The sequence below is a fragment of the Hymenobacter sp. BT730 genome (assembly GCF_030542105.1).
Classification (GTDB): domain Bacteria; phylum Bacteroidota; class Bacteroidia; order Cytophagales; family Hymenobacteraceae; genus Hymenobacter.
On record NZ_JAUOFB010000001.1, the window covers coordinates 92,839 to 109,858 of the forward strand.

The 17,020-nt window shown below is 56.9% G+C and carries 14 protein-coding genes; 9 read left to right on the forward strand and 5 right to left on the reverse strand.

Annotation, left to right across the window (positions count from 1 at the left end; all coding sequences use genetic code 11):
• Positions 1-39 precede the first annotated feature (39 nt).
• A complete protein-coding gene (locus tag Q4G72_RS00375) occupies positions 40-1,071 on the forward strand; it encodes a DUF3667 domain-containing protein (RefSeq protein ID WP_303309454.1) in 1,032 nt (343 codons plus the stop codon).
• 8 nt (positions 1,072-1,079) lie between these two features.
• Here Q4G72_RS00375 and Q4G72_RS00380 read toward each other — a convergent pair whose 3' ends face one another.
• Positions 1,080-1,658, reverse strand: a complete 579-nt coding sequence (locus Q4G72_RS00380; protein WP_303309455.1) for a hypothetical protein — start codon at positions 1,656-1,658, stop codon at positions 1,080-1,082.
• A gap of 164 nt (positions 1,659-1,822) precedes the next feature.
• Between Q4G72_RS00380 and Q4G72_RS00385 the strand changes: the two genes are divergently transcribed.
• Positions 1,823-2,770: a 3-oxoacyl-ACP synthase III family protein gene (locus Q4G72_RS00385; protein ID WP_303309456.1), complete on the forward strand. Its 948-nt coding sequence runs from the start codon at positions 1,823-1,825 to the stop codon at positions 2,768-2,770.
• Between the two features lie 8 nt (positions 2,771-2,778).
• On the opposite strand, the gene Q4G72_RS00390 is transcribed toward Q4G72_RS00385, so the two are convergent.
• Both Q4G72_RS00390 and Q4G72_RS00395 read right to left on the reverse strand, forming a co-directional pair.
• The gene (locus tag Q4G72_RS00390) at positions 2,779-4,875 is read right to left on the reverse strand and encodes a matrixin family metalloprotease (RefSeq protein ID WP_303309457.1); all 2,097 of its coding nucleotides are present in this window, start codon (positions 4,873-4,875) and stop codon (positions 2,779-2,781) included.
• An 87-nt stretch (positions 4,876-4,962) separates the two neighbouring features.
• A complete protein-coding gene (locus Q4G72_RS00395; protein ID WP_303309458.1) occupies positions 4,963-5,874 on the reverse strand; it encodes a DUF72 domain-containing protein in 912 nt (303 codons plus the stop codon).
• 352 nt (positions 5,875-6,226) lie between these two features.
• Between Q4G72_RS00395 and Q4G72_RS00400 the strand changes: the two genes are divergently transcribed.
• The 4 genes from Q4G72_RS00400 (at position 6,227) to Q4G72_RS00415 (ending at position 10,797) form a co-directional block, all read left to right on the forward strand.
• Positions 6,227-7,039 carry a septal ring lytic transglycosylase RlpA family protein gene (locus tag Q4G72_RS00400; RefSeq protein WP_303309459.1) on the forward strand — a complete coding sequence of 271 codons (813 nt, stop codon included), beginning with the start codon at positions 6,227-6,229 and terminating at the stop codon, positions 7,037-7,039.
• 143 nt (positions 7,040-7,182) lie between these two features.
• A complete protein-coding gene (locus Q4G72_RS00405) occupies positions 7,183-7,818 on the forward strand; it encodes a hypothetical protein (protein ID WP_303309460.1) in 636 nt (211 codons plus the stop codon).
• A 134-nt stretch (positions 7,819-7,952) separates the two neighbouring features.
• The gene (locus Q4G72_RS00410) at positions 7,953-10,391 is read left to right on the forward strand and encodes a penicillin acylase family protein (protein WP_303309461.1); all 2,439 of its coding nucleotides are present in this window, start codon (positions 7,953-7,955) and stop codon (positions 10,389-10,391) included.
• A gap of 10 nt (positions 10,392-10,401) precedes the next feature.
• A complete protein-coding gene (locus Q4G72_RS00415; protein WP_303309462.1) occupies positions 10,402-10,797 on the forward strand; it encodes a hypothetical protein in 396 nt (131 codons plus the stop codon).
• Between the two features lie 21 nt (positions 10,798-10,818).
• On the opposite strand, the gene Q4G72_RS00420 is transcribed toward Q4G72_RS00415, so the two are convergent.
• A complete protein-coding gene (locus tag Q4G72_RS00420; RefSeq protein ID WP_303309463.1) occupies positions 10,819-12,042 on the reverse strand; it encodes an alpha/beta hydrolase family protein in 1,224 nt (407 codons plus the stop codon).
• A 192-nt stretch (positions 12,043-12,234) separates the two neighbouring features.
• Here Q4G72_RS00420 and Q4G72_RS00425 point away from each other — a divergent pair, with 192 nt between their 5' ends.
• The 3 genes from Q4G72_RS00425 (at position 12,235) to Q4G72_RS00435 (ending at position 15,295) form a co-directional block, all read left to right on the forward strand.
• On the forward strand, positions 12,235-12,672 hold the full coding sequence (locus tag Q4G72_RS00425; RefSeq protein ID WP_303309464.1) for a BlaI/MecI/CopY family transcriptional regulator: 438 nt from the start codon (positions 12,235-12,237) through the stop codon (positions 12,670-12,672).
• A complete protein-coding gene (locus Q4G72_RS00430) occupies positions 12,656-14,032 on the forward strand; it encodes a TonB family protein (RefSeq protein WP_303309465.1) in 1,377 nt (458 codons plus the stop codon). Before Q4G72_RS00425 ends, Q4G72_RS00430 begins: the two co-directional genes overlap by 17 nt.
• Positions 14,033-14,257: 225 nt before the next feature.
• Entirely contained in the window at positions 14,258-15,295 is a 1,038-nt protein-coding gene (locus Q4G72_RS00435; RefSeq protein ID WP_303309466.1) for a hypothetical protein, read from the forward strand.
• An 89-nt stretch (positions 15,296-15,384) separates the two neighbouring features.
• Here the strand turns inward: Q4G72_RS00435 and Q4G72_RS00440 are convergent, their stop codons facing one another.
• Positions 15,385-16,956, reverse strand: a complete 1,572-nt coding sequence (locus Q4G72_RS00440) for a DHA2 family efflux MFS transporter permease subunit (protein ID WP_303309467.1) — start codon at positions 16,954-16,956, stop codon at positions 15,385-15,387.
• Positions 16,957-17,020: the final 64 nt, after the last annotated feature.

Sequence of the window (17,020 nt, forward strand, 5' to 3'; positions counted from 1 at the left end):
GCCCCGCCGCATTGATTAGCGCGGTCTTTCTTCCCTTTCATGTCTCACGCCCGAGTTAAGCTGCCCGCCTGCGCCAACTGTGCCTACCCCTTTCCGGAAGAGCAGCCCAATGAGTTCTGCCCGCGGTGCGGACAGCAGAACCATGAGATAAACCTCTCTTTTGGCCACGTACTAGAGGAAACTTTGGAAGGCGTATTTCACTTCGACTCCAAAGTTTTCCGCACCCTGCGGCTGCTGTTGTTTAAGCCCGGCCGCCTCACCCAGCTGTTTAACGACGGGCACCGGGTAGACTTTGTGCCGCCCATCCGGCTGTATGTGTTCATCAGCTTTGTCTTCTTCCTGCTGCTCTCGCTGCAGCGCAATGATTCAGGAAAGAAGGAAAATATCTTATTCGATGTCGATGTATCGGCAGCTACGGACGCGGAAAAACGGGAACTAGCCAGTGCCGATTCGCTGGTGCAGGGTATGGTTGAGGATAAGCCCTTTAAGGCGACCCTGGCATTCACTCAACCGACCGACAGCACCAATATCTTTGATCTGAAAATCAGCCGGCGAGACCTGCAGTGGTTCTCCGAACATGCCACCGCCGCCCGCACCGATTCCATGATTCGGGCCAACGGGAAGGAGCCCACCTGGTACCGCCGGCTCCTGCTCAACCGGTTCCCACGCATTCAGAATGCCACCAAAGCTGAAATCGGCTACAAGCTGCAGAAGAGCATTTCCATTGCTATGTTTCTGCTCATGCCGCTGTTTGCCTTGCTTTTGAAGGCACTCTACATACGGCATCACCGCTACTATTTAAGCCATCTGATTCTTTCCATCCACTTTCACTGCTTTGTCTTTCTGCTGTTTACCGCCAAGCTATTGCTAGGTTATGTATACAACAGCGACTGGGTAGTGCTGGTGATGCTGCTACTGCCAGCCTGGTACCTCTACAAGGGGCTACGGTATATCTACCAGCAGTCAAGGCGCAAAACGCTGGCCAAGGTGCTGCTGATGATGATTAGCTACGGGCTGGTTATTGCACTGGTGCTGATGGGGGCGCTGGTAGCCAGCCTGATGATGGTGTAAGTGGCGCTTTACTGCTGGTCAAAAATGCCCTTCAGGAAGCCTTTGTTCTGTTCTTTTTTCGGTTTCGACTTCTTCTTGTCGTTATCTCCTCCGCCCAAAATTCCTTCAAACAGTCCGCGCTTCTTCTCCTTCACAATAATATAGCGCATTGATAAGCCCGTAGGGAAGCGGGCCCAGTCGGCTGAGTTGAATTCCACGGAGGGCTTAAAATCAGCGGAAATAACCAGGGGCGTAAAGGCAATTTTATACTCAATGCCGGCAATGGCATCGAAGCCGCCAAAGGTGCCGGTATCCTTGTTATTGCCCAGGTGGCCGCCGGCACCAAAATAATAGTTAAGGCTAGGCCCCAGAATGGGAAAGTGCCGCTCGGCCAGCACCGTTCCGCTAATCTCCCGGGTATCGGCCAGTGCCAGGCCCTCCAGCGTAGTCTTCTCCCACACTTTTTGCTGCACCGTTAAGCCATAGCCGCTTTGGCTATACCGGAAGCCGGCCGCAGTCCGGTATTTCTGCGCCTGCGCGCCGGAAAACGACAAGCCGACCATCAGCAACACCAGAAACACCTTGCTGGAAAAACACGCAAACCCCATAAATAAAGAGAAACGAATATTAGAAAATGAACCCGACCACGGGCAATGTCCGTTGAACGCACAACGGCGGTGCAAAGTACGCGCCGCTTTCACAGGTTTGCCAGTTTTGGCCCGCGTCCCGTACCTTGCCGCCTGATTTCTACCCGCATTTTCGGTTTTTGCCAGTGTATATTCACCATGTTGCCTACTATCTGCCTGAGCAGGTAGTCACGAATGAACATTTCTCCCGTCTGAACGGCCTCTCTAGCAAATGGATTATTGAGCGCACTGGCATTCAGGAGCGGCGCAAAGCCGGGCCAGGGGAGAATACCAATACCATGGCAATTGAGGCGACGCAGCGGGCTCTAGCTGCTGCTCCGGCTTTCGAAGCAGAAAAGGTAGACCTTATTGTAGGCGCCACTTATACCCCACACGATACCATTGTAACGCTGGCCCACGTAGTGCAGCACGCCATCAACGTGCCCGATATTCCGGTGGTCAGCGTTTCCTCCGCCTGCTCTTCCCTGTTGAATGCACTGGAAGTGGTAGAAGGCTACTTTGCAATGAACAAGGCCTCCCGTGCTTTGGTGGTGGTTTCAGAACATAACACGGCATATTATAACGAGGATGATACCGTAGCCGGCCACCTCTGGGGCGACGGCGCTGCTACCCTGCTGGTAACTAAGGAGCGCCTGGCTCCTACTGACCTGCGCATGGTAGACCTGATGACCGGCGGTGCCGCCACCGTGGGCAAAGCTACCATCAGTGTAACCCTGAAACCCGTGGAGCGCGGTATCATCATGCCTCACGGCAAGGACGTGTTTATATGGGCCTGCCAGTATATGGCCCGCGTGACCAGCCAGATAATGGAGCGCAACGGCCTGCATTTAAACGATATTACCTACCTGATTCCGCACCAGGCCAACCGGCGCATTACCAACAACGTGCTGCAAACGCTGGCCCTGCCGGAGGAGCGCGCAGTGTCCAACATTGAGTACTTAGGTAACACGGGCTGCGCCGGGGCCGCCATCGGCCTGGCCGATACGATGGGTAAGCTGCAGCCCGGCCACCGCGTCGTGCTCACCGTGTTTGGCGGTGGCTACTCCTATGGCGCCATGCTGCTGGAGCGCTAGGCGACGAGCTAGTTCATGCCGCGGATAAACGGAATCTGCCCTTCGTGGCCTTTGTAGTCGGACCAGCGCAGTATGTGCCAGCCGGCACGTAGTGGAGGCAGCCGCAGCGGCAGAATATTCAGGCCGGGCTGCAGCGTAACCACCTGGGTTTGCAGCAGGCGGCCCACGGCATCATATACCCGCAGCAACAGCTGGCCTTCCGTATCCACCAGATACTGAATACTGGGCGTCTCATCCAGAACCGGGTTAGGATAAAGCTCCAGCTTATTGGCCTCCAGGGCGCTGTCCCGCACCCGGCTGGGGGCAGCATAATCTATTATGCCCCCAGGCCGCACTACGCCTACGCGGTAATAGGGCCGCCCGGCCGGTGGCGAGTTATCGGTAACGCTATAAGAACCGGCATTGGAGGCAGCTACCCGGCCAATGGACTCCCAGGTGAGGGTGTCCAGGCTACGTTCTACCACAAATTCTGTGACAAAGCACTCAGCAGCAGTAGTCCAGAAGACCTGGTTCTGGCCAGCCAGTACGGTTTGTGGATCTACGCGCACCAGTGGTGCCGGCAGCATGGCTGCCGGCCCGCAGCCCAGGGTGCGGAAGCTGCGCGTGGTGAGCACAAAGCGCCCCCCGGCAATGTCGCTCTCCGGGTTCAACTCCCGGCTTGATTGCTGTCGGCCATAGGCATAGTGCATCACGGCGCCGGGCAAAATCAGGTGGGAAAGTTGCTGAGCATGCCCCAGCTCGTGCAGGGCTACGGATTCAAAATCATATTGGGTGGCGGATGGCAGACCCGGGCCAAACTGCCAGGTTTGGGCATCATCAAACACCATATCAAACTCCTTCACGGAAAATACAATCTGGCCATCAGACCGGCGACAGCCGCTGTAGTAGCTGGTGGTGCGACCCAAGACGCGCGCAGGCAGCTGACTGCCACTTTCATCAAAGCCCAAACCATTGATGTTGTCCTCGGTATCCACGGTGCCGGTGCGCGTGTCGCCTATCTCCCAATTGACGCCCGTGTTGCAGCGCCAGGTGGAAAGGGCGCGCGTATAAGCCGGCAGGGCGCCGCGGCTTACAAAGCCGGGGTTGGGCTGAATGGTGTAGCCACCGCGGCCATTGCGGTTAGCGTGGTTGGGGCGCACAATATCCTTGCTATTTTCTTCCTGCACATTGCTGACGGCAAATACTACTGTGAGCACAGCTACACTGGTCCCGGCATCCTGGCTGTTTGTAGTGACGCGCACGGTACCGCTGCCGGCCGCTTTCCCATTCTCACCAAACGTAGGCACCTGCACTTTAATCTCGGAATTTGTCCAGCTGATATAGTCTGTGGCCTGTGGCTTCACCAACGTTTCCCCGCCATCATCGGCGTTGCGAAACTCCACAAATCCATTGCCCCGCGTGGCGCCAAAGCCGGTACCGCGAATGGTAAGGACAGCGCCGGTACCAGCCGTGATGCGTAGGGGGCTGAGGGAGCTGATAAGCACAGCTAAGGGCCGACTGGCTGTCATCTGGCGCCGGGCAGCCGCTTCCTGCAGCTGCGGGTTGGGCTGCACCTGGCGCAAAGCGCGGCCGGTAGTTGTTGCCAGGCGGGTATAAAGTGCCTGCTCAATGGATACGTACTGCCGGAAAGGCTCGGCGGCAGTGCCCGTAGCCAGATCATAACGAATAAAACCCTGCTGGCTGCCATAAGCCATCCAGCCAGCAGCCGGGCCCGTGCCGGCAAACGTGGCGGGAGCCAGATAGAAAATTCCCTGCTCGCCGGTAGTTAAAGTGAGGGTATTCGTGAGGCGCTGCTGGTGCAGGCCCACGGTGCCGCCTTCAGTTAGCAGCATTAACTCATTGCCGGCTGGCTGCCCCTGAAATACCTTATATATACGTAGACGGTGCGCGGTATAAATGCGCTGGTGGCCGGCGTCCCAAAAGCTCTTCGAGGTCAAGACTTCGCCTTCTACAATGAGCGAAGCATGTTGCACTCGCTCGGTCTCCGGCATCATCTGCAGCAAACAGCGCGTGGCCTGTTCCGGGCTCTGGGCCCACGTGCCCTGAATACCCGCTAAAAATATTCCGACCAGCAACAGCTGCCGCAAAAGAGTAAATAGTTTCATGAAACAGCCGAGCGTGAAGTCGTTTTGCAGAAGTACGGGTTTTAGGCAGTTTGGGGCTTAGCAGAAATGGCCTTTAGCGTTACCCGCTTAAAACAGGCTGCCCTGCACGGGTTGGGGAATGATGCGGGGCGGCGCTACCTCCAGGCCCGTTAAGGTATGCAGGCGCTGCAGAAAATGCTGCGTCCACACGGGGGCATGCATGATGTCTTTCTGATGAATGAAGAAGTAAACGGTTTGCAGCCCGGCAGCCAACCAGGCCGCCAGCCGCTCAGCCCAGGCATCGGCACGCTGGTAGTCAGAGGGTACCAGGCCGTGCCCATTGAAGCGCACAAAGGCAGTGGTGGTGGTGAGACGTTGGTGCAGCACGTCGCGGCGGCCGGCCACATCGGTAATCACCAGGGTTTTTCCCAGCGCTTCCAGCATCTCAAACACTGATTCGCGCAGGCCATTGTCGGCAAACCAGGCCGGGTGGCGCATCTCTACCGCCAAGGGTACCTCGGTCGGAAAATCGAGCAGGTAGCGCTCCAGGCGCGGTAGCCGCTCGGGGCCGAAGTGCGGCGGCAGCTGTAGAAAGGCCATGCCCAGCGCTGGGCCCAATTCCTGAATGGCCCGGCAGAAGGTAAGGGTCAGGTCATCGGCATTATATAGCTCCCGCTCGTGGCTGATGCTTTGCGGAATCTTGGGGCAAAAGCGGAAGCCCTCGGGTACGGCTGCCCGCCATTTGCGCACGGTGGGCGCATCCGGAATGCGGTAGTGGGTAGTGTTTAGCTCTATGCTGTTGAATTGCCGCGCATAATAACTCAGAAAATCAGCCTCTTTGGCACCGGCCGGAAAGTAAGACCCCAGCCAGGCCTTATTGGTCCAGATGGGGCAGCCCACATGTATTTGTGGGGGAGTAGCAGGTACTGCCTTCCGGGCCAGCACGGCCGCCGTAGCGGAGTGGTCTGGGGGCAGACGAAAATCAACGTAGCGTAGATCAGAAAGGCGACCAAAATCCATATGGCAAGATACGAGGCAGTATACCCCGGCGGACGTCTATGTTCATAAGAAAAATTCGGCACCTATGCAACCAGGGTTTTGACTACTCGACGAGCTAATGGCCAAAATTTTTTATCTCCCTTATTATCTAATTTTCTTGGATTCCAGTCAATCGTCCTGTAATAATTCAAAAAAGTGCATCAACCAAGAGTCAGCGCAATTTTTTATGAAATTTTATTGCATATATTTTGTACAAGTTTTATCGGAAAAAGACAATAACAAAGCTTGCGCACGAAGACCTCCTTTGGAAGTTCCCCACCGATTTAGGATTGTGCTAATAGTTTTGCCACCCTTCACCAACGCAACGAACACTATGAAGTTACTCTACCGCATGGATGTATCGGGCTTGATGATGGCACTACTTTGCTTGTTGCTATCTGCCCCGCTCAGCGCTGCCTGGGCCCGCACAGAAACTATAGAAGAAACTCCGGCCGGCAAAACAGCCGCTAAGAAAACCGTACTCCGGGGCCGTGCTTCCTGGTACGGTCGTGAACACCAGGGCCACCACACCAGTAATGGCGAGCGGTTTGACCGGTTTAAATACACCTGCGCCCACAAAACCCTGCCTTTTGGCACTCGGTTGCGCGTCACCAACCCCAAAAACGGTAAGTCGGTTGTAGTGCGCGTATCCGACCGTGGCCCCTTCCGTCACCAGCGCATTCTGGACCTGTCTGAAATTGCGGCCCGCCCGCTGGACATCGTGCGTATGGGTGCCGTATCCGTTGTAGCTGAAATAGTCCCTGCTGATACCCCCCTCGGCCCCACAGATGCCCCCGCCAACTTGGCCGAACTGACTACTGATACCGCTTCTACCACGCTGGCCACCGTTATTGAGCCCGGCGCTACCGAAGCCGCAGACGCGGTAGTAGTACCCGAGGCGGCCCCCACCTTTGTGATTCAGGCCGGCACGTATGGCGATGCGCGCAACGCCCAGGCCGTGCAGGCCAAGATTCAGGCCCTCGATAAAACCCTGCCCGTGAGCATTGCCGCTACCACCGTAGATGGCCGCTCCCTGAACCGCGTGATTGTCGGCCAGTTTGCCTCACCGGCTGATGCCGAAGCTACCCGCCGCAAGCTCCAGGAATGGGGCATTAGTGGTTTGGTACGGCAGAAAGAGAATATCTAGCGTAATAGCACTGTTAGACGAAAGCCCGTCAGACTCCAGCGTCTGGCGGGCTTTTTTGTGTGCGGTGCAACGCCGCCGGGGTGTCTGGGCTCATGGAGGGGTAATCATTCTGTTTCCCTATCCCTTCTCCCCTACTTCATCTTATGAAAAAGCTGATTATGCTGCTGGGTAGCGCCATGCTGCTCACCTTCTTTGCCTCGGCGCAAACGGAAAAAGGCACCGTTATGCTGGGCCTTTCGGGTGGCAACTTATTCTATGCCCATGATAATGACACGCATTCAAAGTATACAAACTGGTCAGTATCTCTGTATCCAACTGCGGGAATATTTCTGGCCGATAATTTCCTTTTGGGCAGCCGTTTGAATTTGGGCTATAATAGGTACTCCCAAGAGACATCCTACTCTCCTTACTTTCGAAGCAACAAGACGACGAGTTTTAATTATGGCCTCGGCGCATTTGGCCGCTACTATCTTCCCAGCACGAGTAAACACCGTTTCTTTGCTGAGCTAGGGGCAGATCTTATGCACTCCCGAAGCCGACAAGTAATCCGCGACTCGCAACAGGACCCGAACGAGGCTCGAAATAACAACAAAGAAAATAGCCTGGGCTTTCATGGATCAGTAGGTTACAATTATTTTTTCGCGCCGAATCTAGCCTTGGAGGCATCTGTTGGGTACCATCGCACGAATTTGGGACAGGCTTATTCCGGCGGCAATCTGCGTGGCCAGCTTGGCCTCAGCATCTTCCTGCAAAAGCGCCAGCCAGCACCGCAGCCATAACCATTGTTATAACTCCTTTCTAAAAGGACAGCCGCGTGCGGCTGTCCTTTTTTCATGCGTGTCGTTTTCTGCTGTTCAGCCGTTGCATTTTGCGGCAAGGCTTCTACCTTAAGCGCCCCAACCAACTGCCCGCTATGTTTCAGTGGATGAAAGCCTTTACCGCCGTGCTCATCAGCCTGCTGCTGACGTGGGTGCTCAACGCCAAGCAGGGCGACGTGCCGCCCATGGGCAAGTTTCTGAGCCCCTTCCGCGGATTCTGGCAGAACGCGGAGCGGGAACAGGACTTTGCTGCGCAGCAAACCCTCACGCTACCGGGTCTGCAGCAGCCTGTACAGGTGCGCTTTGATGATAAGCGCGTGCCCCACGTGTTTGCCCAGAACGACCACGACCTGTACTTCGCCCAGGGCTACCTCACTGCCCGCGACCGGCTCTGGCAGATGGAATTCCAGACCCACGTAGCCGCCGGGCGCCTCTCAGAAATAGTAGGCGAGAAACGGCTGGAAACCGACCGGTTTTTCCGGCGCATGGGCCTGCCCTACGGCGCCCAACGCTCCCTGGCCGTGATGATGGCCAACCCCACCACCCGGACCGTGCTGGAATCGTACTCATCGGGCGTGAATGCCTACATCCATTCCCTGACGCCGGCCACGCTGCCCTTTGAGTACAAGCTGCTGAATTACGCTCCCGAGCCCTGGCAACCGCTGAAATGCGCCCTACTGCTGAAGTTTATGGCCTGGGACCTGAGCGGCCGCACCGATGATCTGCGCCTCTCCAACATCCTGAACAAATATGGCCCGGGCGTGGTGAAAGACCTGTTTCCGGACTACCCACTACGCGAAGACCCCATTGTGCCCGTAGGCGCGCCGCTGGATTTTAAACCCCTGCCGGTGCCACCCACGCCGAAAGAGTTTTCGGCTGAGTTATCGAATAACACCCAGCGCAACGAACCGGATGCGGAGCTGGGCTCCAACAACTTTGCCGTCAGCGGCAGCAAGTCGGCCACGGGCTTTCCCCTGCTGGCCAACGACCCGCACTTGCAGCTGAACCTGCCTAGCATCTGGTACCAGATTCAGCTTTCGGCTCCGGGCGTGAATGTGTATGGCGTGACCATTCCGGGCGCGCCCACCGTTATCATTGGCTTTAATACCGATGTAGCCTGGGGCGTGACCAACGTGGGGGCCGATGTGCTGGACTGGTATCAGCTGAAATTTAAGGATGCCACGCAACGCGAGTACTGGCACGATGGCCGTTGGAAACCTATCCGGCGCGTGGTAGAGCGCATTAAAGTGCGCGGCCAGGCCGACCGCCTCGATACGGTGCTGTACACCCACCACGGCCCCATTGTGTACGACCACGACGAAAAGCCTTTCCTCTCGCAAACGCCCATCCGGCACGCCATGCGCTGGACGGCCCACGACGGCGCCAACGAGGTGCTGGCCTTCTACCGCCTCAACCGCGCCCATAGCTACCCCGACTATACGGCCGCGCTGAGTACCTACGGCTCCCCGGCCCAGAACTTCATTTTTGCCGATGCCGGGAATGATATTGCCATCTGGCCCAACGGCCGCTTTCCACTGAAATGGCGCGACCAGGGCAAGTTTATTCTGGATGGCACCAACCCCGCCCACGACTGGCAGGGCTGGATTCCGCAGCAACAGAACCCGCACGTGAAAAACCCGGCGCGCGGCTTCGTATCCTCCGCCAACCAGTTTTCCGCCGGGCCCGACTACCCTTATTACCTGGGTTGGGAATTTGGATCCTGGGACCGGGGCCACCGCATCAACCAGCGCTTGGCTCGCATGACCAATGCCACCGTAGACAGCCTGCGGCTGTTACAGAACGATAACCTGGGCATTAATGCGCAGCTGGTGCTACCCCGCATGCTGGCGCTTCTGCGCGGCCAGCCACTTAGCCCCGCCCAGCAGCAGATAGTACAGGCGCTTAGCCGCTGGAACTACTTCTACAATGCCGATGCCGTGGGACCTACAGTGTTTGAGCTATGGTATAAAACGATGGTCAAGCAACTCTGGGATGATGATTTTGGTGCCCAGGTCGGCGCGGAAATGCGCTACCCCTCCCGCGACCGAACCAATACCTTGCTTTTACAAGAAGACCATAGCCCCTGGATTGATGACCGCCGCACTCCAGCGGTAGAAACGCTACCCCAGTTGGCCTTAGAGTCGCTCCGCTTTGCTGCTGATTCGCTTACCCGCAAGTTCGGGCCAATGAGCCCGAAGTGGGCATGGACCCATCAAAAGAGCACCGATATTCTGCACCTGGCGCAACTGCCGGGCTTTGGCCGGATGGATATTGTGTGTGGCGGTGGGGCCGGTATTGTCAACGCTACTTCGGAACGCAACGGGCCATCCTGGCGCATGGTAGTAGCCTTGGGGCCGCAGGTACACGCCTTCGGCGTATTTCCAGGGGGACAGAGCGGTAACCCCGGCTCTGCCCACTACGACGACCTGATTGAAACCTGGCGCCTGGGCCAGCTGAATGAGCTGATTTTCCTGCGCTCCGCCACCGAAGCTAATCCACGGGTGTCTGCGGCTTGGTCACTTACTTCCAAATAACCTTCCTGCCATGGTGCTTTTTCTCTTGATTCTGGTGCTGGCGGCCCTTGCGCAGCTTTTCCTGCCGTGGTGGATTATTACACCCCTCTGTTTTGTGCTGGCTGCCTGGCGCGGCCACACCGGCGGGCGGGCATGGCTGGCCGGGTTTGGCGGCATAGGTCTTGGATGGGTGTTAGTAGCCGGCTGGCTGCACGTACGCACCGAAGGCATTCTAAGTCACCGGGTAGCACAGCTGCTGCCGCTGGGCGGTAACGGCTGGCTCCTGGTGCTGGTAACGGCCGTGTTAGGCGGGCTGGTAGGCGGCTTTGCCGCGCTGGCGGGCGCATGGGTCCGGCAGGCAGTTGTAAGCCAGCGCAAAGAATCTATAGAAGAACAAGAGCCTGCTGCCAGAAAACTGACCCTTTAGCAGGTACAGTCCAGGCAAGCGCTAATAGCGGGAAATAAAAGCAAAGGCTTCCAGGGTATACCGGGCCGCCGAGGTGAAATGGTTCCCCCCTTCAATAGGATGCAGCTCTACCTGTGTGGCGCCACGACTGCGCATAGCCTTATAAGCATCTTCGGAGTTAAAGTAGGGCACATAGTCATCAGCCGTGCCGTGGAATAGCCCCAGTGGGGCCGTGGGCTTCCAGTCGTAAACGTCGTTATCGTGGAAGGCGGTGGTCATGGGCTGGTCGGTATTATTGAGGATACCTTGGCGGAAGGTAGCAGTAAACAGCTCGTCGGCTTGGGAAGGCACATCACTGAAGGGGTTCAGCTGAAGCTGGCTGGCCCAAGGCTGATTGAAATAATAAGGGAACGGCCGGTTGATGCCATACACCTTATTATAAGTATCCAGCACCCAGACGTAGGAGCTCAGAAAATTCAGCGGCTTATTGGAGCTTAGAATATAATTGGCAAAGGCCGTTTTGTGGTAAGCGCCGGCACCCGGGGCGCTGGCCGTTACCGTAAACTCCTGGGCATACTTTTCCTCCATCAGCTTGTGCAGCGACATGGTGGCATAGCCGCCTTCGGAGTAGCCCAGCAAGAAGTTTTTCTGGTTGAGGGGCAGCTTTTCCCGCTTACAAAACTCCCGGGCCGCGCGCATCATATCCAAAGAAGCCGAAGCCAGCGAAGGGCCATGCTCATAAGGGTGCGGCTGCGCTTTGGAAGCGCCGTAGCCAATATAATCAGGGGCCGACACCACATAGCCCGTGGAGGCCAGCAACGATACCGCCGACCATACCTCACTGCTGGAGCTGTAATACGAAGGCGCACGCCGCTCCTCATCGGGCTGAATAGTGCCGTGCTGGTAGCTCAGCAAAGAAAGCGGCTGACTTACTATAGGTACCAGCAAAGCGCCGGAGGCCGTAATGGTTTGCCCGGCAGGAGTTTGGGTAGAGTAAGTGAGCTTATACACCCGGATAGGGTATTGGGCCAGCGCACCCGCCAGCGGTACGCTACTTACCCGCTGGGCCAACACCGCCGGGCTGTATTCTCCAATGAGCGTGCTGCTGATGAGGTGAGTAGCCACCGGAGTGGCAGGCGTGGCAACGGGCGCGGGCTGTGCCGCCTCACTCTTGCAGCCGGCCCCAACCGAGAACAACAGAGAAAGCCAAAGCAGCCCGGTGGCAAAGGGGCGCATAGAACGGTGGCGCGGGTTGAAAACTGTCACGGCGGAAAGCGTCGAAGATGAATATACTTTGGCTATAACACCGGCAGGGGCAAATAATTCACCGGCTACTCATCCCCTTCCTCCTGCTTTCAGAGACTGAATAAATGTGAGTACGAAAACTTTAATTAAAAACTTAGTTGTATAACTAAGATATTAGTTATAAATTCATATAACTTCTCATCAACCTCTGCTATGCAACCTTCCTTTCCTGAGCTGACCCGTGCCGAGGAGCAGGTGATGCAGGTACTCTGGCGCCGTGGCCCTTCCTACGTGAAGGATGTGGTGCCTGAACTACCTGCTCCTACTCCGGCCTATAACACGGTGTCCACCATTATCCGCATCCTAGAGCAGAAAGGCTTTGTCGACCACGAAGCCTTTGGCCGCACGCACCGCTACTTCCCTATTGTGGCGCAGGATGCCTATCGGCGGTTTTCCCTGGGCAAGCTGCTGGGCGGCTACTTCGGGGGCTCCTTCTCCCGGCTGGTTTCCTTTTTCGCCCAGGAAGAAAACCTCGATGCCGCCCAGCTGGACGAGCTGCTGCGCCATGCCCAGTCTTCTCCACCTACAACCCCGCCCGCCGATGAACCAGGTTCTGCCCCTCGCGCCGACGACAATGCTCCCTCTGCTTAGCTGGACGCTGCAAAGCACCCTGTTGCTGGGAGCCGGCTGGCTGCTATACCGCTATGTGCTGCGGCAGGAACGCTTTTTCACTTATAACCGCCGCTTCCTGCTCTTTACCCCCTGGCTGGCCCTGGGGCTACCGGGCTTACTGGCGCTGGTAAAGCCGTGGCTCCCGGCTATTCAGAATCCCGCCACCGGACTGTTAAATGGCGGTCTGCTGCCCGAACTGACTATATCATCAGGCGCGGCGGGAGCCAACCTTTCAACTCAGCTGCCGGGGTGGCTGCCCTCCTCGCTGCTGCTTCTTTATCTAGCCGGGGTACTTGTTCTGCTTGGGCGGCTAGGCATGCACCTTCTGCATCTGTGGCTGGCCGCACGCCGCTTTCCCCAGGAGGCCCGGCCCGGTTATGTGCTGGTGCACACCGGTGGGCGGCGCCCCATCAGTTCCTTTGGCCGCTGGGTTTTCTGGGATGATTCTACTGCTCTTTCTTCTGATGAGGCCCGGGTGGTGCTGGCCCATGAGTTGGTCCACGTGCAGCAGGGGCACTCCTGGGAGCGGCTGAGTCTGGCGGTAGCCCAGGCCCTGCTATGGTTCTGCCCTTTTATTCATTTCTATCCACCGGCTTTGGCGCTGGTGCATGAGTTTCTGGCCGATAAAGATGCTCTGCGCGCTACGGCTCCTTCCCAGGCTGCTCCCGTGCCTGAATCCTACACGGCCCTGTTGGCCCGCCTGGCGCTGCGCCAGCTCCACCCCGACTTACCGCTTACCCATTCCTTTACCCAATCCTTCACCTTAACCCGTATTCGTATGCTTACTTCCCAAACGCCCGCGCGGCGCTGGAAGCAGTGGTTGCTGCTCCCCATTGGTGCATTCTTATTTGTGGCTGTTGCCTGCGAAAACGCCCCAGACCTGGATAAGCCGGCCACCACGGCTACCAGTAAAGATTCTCAATACGGAACACCCCCACCGCCGCCACCGCCACCCTACACCACTAATGCCGCTGATACTCCCCCACCGCCTCCACCCCCAGCTCTTCTAAATGTTGAGGTGATGCCGGAATACCCCGGTGGGCAAACGGCGCTTTTCTCTACACTTCTAAAAAATACGCGGTACCCAGCCGTAGCGCTGCAACAAAAGCTACAAGGCAAGGCCCTGGTAAGTTTTATTGTAGATACCGATGGCAGTATCAGCGCCGTGAAACTGGAACGAGGCGTAACGGCCGCAGCGGGGCAGCAGGCAGCAGCCACCGCCCTGAATGAAGAAGCTTTGCGGGTGGTGCGCGAGCTGCCGGGCAAATGGACGCCGGGCCTTAACAAAGGCAAGCGGGTAGCGGTGCAGTTTGCGGTTCCCATCTCCTTTGCCCTCTAGCATTCAACTCTCTGGAGCTAAATGCCCTAATTTTCTACGCCAGCGGTTTGCAGCCGCTGGCGTAGTCTTTTTAAGCTGGGGGGTGGGGTATGAAGTTGAACAATAGCAAGCTATTTGATTTTTACCCGGAATTATAAGAATTCCCTTTCGCTGGGTTTCTGGTAGTTGAGTGTAAAGCCGTAACTTGCGAGAGCAATTACGTTTTACTCCGCTTACTCTTCTTCAGTGTTTCAATTTCGTGCTGGCGGCCGCTTCAAGGCCTCGTTGCTGCCCTTGCTGGGCCTGACTTTTACCCTCTCTTCGCTTTCTGGCTGCGGCACCCGCACCGATGGTGAAACCCCAGATACCAAAGCAACGCTGGAGGCTGCCAAGCCGGTGGTGGTTGATACGCTGGCCCTGAAAAAGCAAGCTATGCTCCGCGACTCCGTGAAGGCGGATTCTATTGTAAAGGCCAACGGCCAGCTGCCGGGCGCCATTCTGCCGGGCAAGCGTATCATTGCCTTCTATGGCAACATCCGCTCGAAGGGCATGGGCATTTTGGGTCGCGAGCCGAAGGACCAGATGTTCCGCAAGTTTGAGAAAGTACTGGCTGAGTGGCAGGCTGCTGACCCTTCCATTCCGGTACAGGCGGCGCTGCACAACGTAACCATCACGGCCCAGGGCACGCCCGGCAAGGACGGCAAATGGCGCCTGATGAACTCCAAAGCCACCATTGCGGAAGTATTGAAGTGGGCCAAGGAGCACAACTGCATTCTGTTTCTGGATGTGCAGCCGGGCCACAGCACGCTGCAGGCCGAGCTGCCCAAGCTGGAGGAATACCTGAAGGACCCAATTGTGCACCTCGGCATCGACCCCGAGTTTTCGCTTTCCACCATGCCCGGCGTGCGCCCTAACCAGAAAATAGGGACCCTCGACGCCAAGGATGTGAACTTCACGGTGAACTTCCTGGCCCGTATCGTGAGTGAAAACCACCTGCCGCCTAAGGTGCTGACCGTGCACCGCTTCACCCGGAAGATGATTACCAACTACAAAAACATCAAGCTCGACCCACGGGTGCAGATTGTGATGCACATGGATGGCCACGGTGAGCCGACGCTGAAGAAGGACTCTTACCACGACTACATTCAGACCGAGCCGGTGCAGTATACAGGCTTCAAACTCTTCTACGAGTATGATGCCCGGCCTAAACCTCACCACATCATGACGCCCAAAGAAGTGCTGTCTGAACTGACGCCGAAGCCACTGTACATTCAGTATCAGTAAGCAGATAAGCGAATAACCTGTTCAACAAAAAAGGCTTCCCGGTACCGGGAAGCCTTTTTTGTTGTTTTATCTGGGGCCTAATGCGAGCCTTAGTGCGCCGCGTTCAGGTCTACCTTCTGCCCAGGCTTAGGGCGCTTCACCAAGAAGATGAGCGGGATACAGATCAAGAAGAAAGTCCCAATCATCAGGAAGGCTTGCGAGTAGGTAATGAGGGCCGTTTGCTTCATCAGCATACCCTCCAGAGCTGCGTAGGCTTGTTGCTGGGCCTGCATCAGGCTGGCACCTTTGGCCATAAAGCTGGCTACAAGGCCTTGTAGGCGCTGCTGGGTTTCGGGGTCGTAAAGCGAGATGTTCGGCAGCAGGCCCACGCGGTTCTGCATGGTGGTGCGCTCCAGATAGGTTCCTACCAGCGCTACGCCAAAAGATCCGCCTAGCTGCCGGATCATGCCCGTCAGGCCGGCAGCCTGGCCGGCATCCTTGCCGCTGAGGCCGGCCAACGACATGGTAGTGATAGGCAGGAAGAGCAGCGCCAAACCGAAGCCCCGCAGCATGAGGGGCCAGAAGAAGTCATGCTCGCCGGCGGTGGGCGAAATCTGCGTGCTCATCCAGTAAGAGAAGATAAAGAACACCACAAAGCCCACCGGCAGGAGGAATTTCTGCGATACTCCCCGCTGAATCGACTTCCCAATAATTGGCATCATGAAACCTGTGAGCAAGGCCCCCGGCAGCAGCAGTTCCCCCGTTTGCGCCGCCGTAAAACCCAGGATGCGCTGGCAGAAGATGGGAAATACGAACACCGAAGCAAACAGCCCAAAGCCCAGAATAAAGGACAGAAAAGCGCCTACGGCCAGGTTTCGGCTTTTGCCCAGCACCCGCAGGTCCACAATAGGCTGCCGGGCTGTGAGCTCGCGCCAGATAAACCCTACCATCCCAATAACCGTGAGCAGGGTGAAGATTACGATGTAGGAATCCTCGAACCAGTCTTTGCTCTCGCCCTGTTCCAGCACGTACTGCAACGAGCCTACGCCCATGATCAGCAGGAAAACCCCCGCCCAGTCAATTTCGCGCAGGGGCCTGGGTATGGCATTCCTGATGCGTTCCGGGTCCCGGATGAATAGAATGGTGAAAATGGAGGCCATAATGCCGACCGGCACGTTCACGTAGAAAATCCAGGGCCAGTCGTAGTTATCCACAATCCAGCCGCCCAGCGTGGGGCCGATGGTGGGACCAATGATGACGCCCATGCCAAACAGCGCCTGCCCCAGCGCCAGCTGATTAGGCGGGAAAGTATCAATCAGAATAGCCTGCGAGGTAGCCATAAGGGCGCCGCCGCCAATACCCTGCACAAAGCGGAAAGCCACCAGCTCCCAGATGTTGGTGCTTTGCCCGCACGCTATTGAGGCCAGGGTGAAGAGTATCACCGAGAACAGATAGTAATTCTTGCGGCCGAACTGCTCAGCCAGAAAGCCCGTCATTGGAATTACAATAACGTTGGCAATGGCGTAGGAGGCCACCACCCAGCTTACCTCCTGCTGCGTGGCCGAGAGGTTACCCATCATCTGGGTAAGCGCCACGTTCACAATGCTGGTATCAATCAACTCCAGCAAGCAGCACATGACCACCGTAATAACGATGATCCACTTGGTAAATCCAGTTTCCATGTAATTTCAATTGCCAGCGGCCTGGCGCCTATGACCCGCAAAAAGCCGGTTCTGCCAAGAACCA

Bases quoted from the DNA above. Each gene is read 5' to 3' on its own strand.
- Q4G72_RS00375 (WP_303309454.1), top strand. From the start codon at position 40: ATGTCTCACGCCCGAGTTAAGCTGCCCGCCTGCGCCAACTGTGCCTAC.
- Q4G72_RS00380 (WP_303309455.1), bottom strand. From the start codon at position 1,658: ATGGGGTTTGCGTGTTTTTCCAGCAAGGTGTTTCTGGTGTTGCTGATG.
- Q4G72_RS00390 (WP_303309457.1), bottom strand. From the start codon at position 4,875: ATGAAACTATTTACTCTTTTGCGGCAGCTGTTGCTGGTCGGAATATTT.
- Q4G72_RS00395 (WP_303309458.1), bottom strand. From the start codon at position 5,874: ATGGATTTTGGTCGCCTTTCTGATCTACGCTACGTTGATTTTCGTCTG.
- Q4G72_RS00400 (WP_303309459.1), top strand. From the start codon at position 6,227: ATGAAGTTACTCTACCGCATGGATGTATCGGGCTTGATGATGGCACTA.
- Q4G72_RS00405 (WP_303309460.1), top strand. From the start codon at position 7,183: ATGAAAAAGCTGATTATGCTGCTGGGTAGCGCCATGCTGCTCACCTTC.
- Q4G72_RS00410 (WP_303309461.1), top strand. From the start codon at position 7,953: ATGTTTCAGTGGATGAAAGCCTTTACCGCCGTGCTCATCAGCCTGCTG.
- Q4G72_RS00415 (WP_303309462.1), top strand. From the start codon at position 10,402: ATGGTGCTTTTTCTCTTGATTCTGGTGCTGGCGGCCCTTGCGCAGCTT.
- Q4G72_RS00425 (WP_303309464.1), top strand. From the start codon at position 12,235: ATGCAACCTTCCTTTCCTGAGCTGACCCGTGCCGAGGAGCAGGTGATG.
- Q4G72_RS00430 (WP_303309465.1), top strand. From the start codon at position 12,656: ATGCTCCCTCTGCTTAGCTGGACGCTGCAAAGCACCCTGTTGCTGGGA.
- Q4G72_RS00440 (WP_303309467.1), bottom strand. From the start codon at position 16,956: ATGGAAACTGGATTTACCAAGTGGATCATCGTTATTACGGTGGTCATG.